The organism is uncultured Boseongicola sp. (assembly GCF_937988555.1).
In the GTDB taxonomy this organism is placed as follows: domain Bacteria; phylum Pseudomonadota; class Alphaproteobacteria; order Rhodobacterales; family Rhodobacteraceae; genus Boseongicola.
Window position 1 is genome coordinate 1 of record NZ_CALJXO010000395.1, and the last position, 3242, is coordinate 3242.

General features: G+C 55.1%; 3 protein-coding genes. 2 read left to right on the forward strand and 1 reads right to left on the reverse strand.

Annotation, left to right across the window (positions count from 1 at the left end; translation table 11 throughout):
• Window positions 1-29 precede the first annotated feature (29 nt).
• Window positions 30-533, reverse strand: a complete 504-nt coding sequence (locus Q1B15_RS23220; RefSeq protein WP_299758603.1) for a transcription termination/antitermination NusG family protein — start codon at window positions 531-533, stop codon at window positions 30-32.
• 189 nt (window positions 534-722) lie between these two features.
• On the opposite strand from Q1B15_RS23220, the gene Q1B15_RS23225 reads away from it, so the two are divergent.
• Together Q1B15_RS23225 and Q1B15_RS23230 are read left to right on the forward strand one after the other, a co-directional pair.
• Entirely contained in the window at window positions 723-1496 is a 774-nt protein-coding gene (locus Q1B15_RS23225; RefSeq protein WP_299758605.1) for a metallophosphoesterase family protein, read from the forward strand.
• A gap of 202 nt (window positions 1497-1698) precedes the next feature.
• The coding region (locus Q1B15_RS23230) for a GumC family protein (protein ID WP_299758607.1) at window positions 1699-3242 on the forward strand (1544 nt) is incomplete at its 3' end.

Sequence of the window (3242 nt, forward strand, 5' to 3'; positions counted from 1 at the left end):
GAATCACGGGAATAGGAGCCGCTTAGACTTCAGGCAGCCCGCCAAGACGCACGCTCTAGACCCACTCGCGTCTTCCGGCCAAGAAGGTCGATAAGAACCCAGATGCGGCGCGACGGTTCAATCCGTTCGACACTTGCTACAAAGTCCGTGAACGGGCCTGTAAGGAGGAGCACCTCGTCGCCAACGGCCACTGAGATATCCTCAGCGAGAATGCTGTCTTGACCGCAACGCGCTTTCAAAGCCTCGATAATCGACCGCGGCACCTCCACCGGGCGCCCTGCAACGTTGACAAGGCGCGAGATACCAAGCGTCGAGTTGATCTTCGCCGCAGCACCTGACTGAACATCGCACGACACGAAGATATATCCGGGGAAAAGCGGCTTCGGCTTTGTAACGAAGCGGCCAGTACCAGTATCTGTCTTGTTTAAGCGCGGAATGAAGGTCTCGTAGAGCTGTCGATGAAGATTACGCTCAGCGATTTGATAGGATTGTGACTTCACCTGCGCGAGGTACCATGGAAGCCCGTCGAACATCTCTTGCCCTTCATTTTCCGATATGGATAACACGGTAAAACACTATCCGAAAGAATTGTTGGATGACATCGAAGAAGGACCCGAAGAGCATCTGAACTGACAAAGGATAGGGCATTAGGCAAGGCGGTTCTGGACATCTGAGGGTCGTGCGCCCTAAATACCCCCAAGGCAAAACAGAGGCAGAGCACCTTGCGTCGCGACAGCGTTATCCCCTTTGAGCGTACGCCAACCAAGCCGATCCCAGTTGTGGCACGGTCAGAGCGCATTTACGCGATTGGTGACATTCACGGACGCCTGGACCTCCTCGTCTTGCTTATGGCGAAGATCACTGCGGACGCTGCCCAGTTTGAGGATGATCGTAAAGTGAAGCTTGTCTTTCTTGGCGATTATATCGACCGCGGGGAGGACTCTCGGCAGGTCTTGGATGCACTGACACGGATGGCAGAGTTCAAATCGTCAAGACTTGTCTTTTTGCGTGGCAATCACGAGGACGCGCTTCGGTACTTCCTTTTTGCGCCAACTGAAGGGGCAGAGTGGTTCGACTTTGGTGGCTTGCAAACCCTCGGCAGCTTTGGCATCCGACCGCCACAACTCAGATTTGGAAGGCGCGATCTTTTCCGAGTGAGAAGCGAATTGGCAAGTGCAATTTCGGCATATGAGGCCCTCTTCGACGCGATGGTCAATTCGCATCGCTCAGGGGACGTCTTCTTCACACATGCCGGTGTCGACCCCTCAAAGGACTTGGAGGAGCAGTCACCACGCGCACTGATGTGGGGCCACTCTGAGGCGCAGCAGCCGGACCCAATTTCCGGCATACGAGTGGTGCATGGCCACTACGACGCCGATGACGTCGTCGCAGAGCCGGGACGGATTTGCGTCGATACTGGAGCCTACTACAGCGGGCGTCTTACAGCTGTTCGATTGGATGATAGAGACGCGTTCCTATCAACAAGCGCTCCCTAGCGCCTACATTTGCGCTCTAACCGCAAAAACCGATCAATATTTGGTTCCAGAAATTCATTCACTACTATATAGTGCGACGGAAGAGGCGTTAGAGCAGGCGCTAGACTATGATGCCGAAAATGGCACGAGAGCGACAGGTCGGAGAAACTCCATGTGGTTCAATGGGACTAGATGAGGCAATTGCGGCCCCTGTGAGGTCGCAATGAACAAGGAACGCACGTTCTTTGCCGATGGCCGTGCAGCTCCTCCAGAGCATGATGTCAGCGACGATGAAATCGATCTCAGCGGCATTGTTCGCACGTTGTGGCGCGGGAAGGGACTGATCTTTTCGCTGGCGCTCGTCGGGTTTTCCGCAGGGTGGTATTACGCCACGTATAGAGTGACGCCATACTACCGTGCCGATGCAATTTTGACGCTTGAAGTTGCAGGCGAACAGCTGGTGAATTTCCAAAGAGTAACCGACGGCTTTTATGGCGACGACGCCGCCGTCACCACCGAAAAAGAAGTCATCGCATCACGGACAATGCTGGGCAAGTTGGCGGACGAACTCGATCTTGTGAACCATCCAGAGTTCAATCCTGCATTGCGACCCGCGGCGGCCCCGGACCCCGTCCGGGACGCAGTCGCCTCAGCAAAAGGCTGGATCAAAGGCCTGATTGGCACACCCACCTCTGAGCCCGCCGCGCCGCCGAGCCAAGAGCAGCTCATTGAGGGAATTGTCAGCACGCTCGGTGGAATGATCGACGTCTCAAACAAGGAATGGAGTTACGTCCTTGTCATTTCGGCAACGTCGCGAGACCCCAACCTTGCAGCCCTTCTCGCGAATACGCTCTCACGCGTCTACATCGAAGATCGGCTTGACGTGAAATTTGAAAAATCGCGTCAGGCAACCGAGTGGTTGGCCGGACGCGTCGTAGATCTTCAAAGCGAGGTGGAACGCTCCGCCAGTGAATTGAAGCAATTCCTCGCCAGCGCGGACCTGGTGAATGAAGACGCTTTGACAGCAATGAACTTACGTCTCAAAGAGCAGCGGGATCGTCTGACCGAAGCACGCGTTATGCAGTCGGCAAAGGAAGAGCGCATGGTCCGCTTGACTGCGGCCTTGGCGGACGGCGACACCACACGCATCGCGACCATCGCCAACGACCCCACACTCACGCGATTGGTGGACCAAAATATCGACAGCCCGGAACAACTGCCCTTGTTCAACAAGAGAATTGACGTTGTCGAGGACAGGCTGTCCGGAGACGTCGCGAGAGGTAGAGACCAGATCAACGCACTCGAACGCGCGGTCATCAATCAGGAAAATGCAATCACCAGGCAGTCTCAGGAACTCGTTCGTGTTGAGCAACTCGAGCGAGAGGCCGAAGCAAACCGGCTGCTTTATGAGTATTTTTTGACGCGCTTAAAAGAAACCTCCGTACAGGAAGGGTTGCAACAGGCTGATGCCAGGATCATCTCTCCCGCCATCGTCCCGTTCTATTCATTCAATCCGAATGGAGACCGCGCAATCCTTCTTGCGACTTTGCTTGGCCTGATGACCGGTGCTGGTCTAATCCTTTTCAGAGAGCGAATGATCACAGCAGTTCGCACTCCCGGCGAGCTTGAGGAAACTACAAATCTACCGGTTTTGGGCCAAATTCCTCGCATTCCAGGCCGAACGCGGTCTGGTGTTATCCGCTACCTCAACAAGCATCCAGCCTCTGCCTCTGCAGAGGCAGTTCGAAACCTACGGACGTCCCTTGT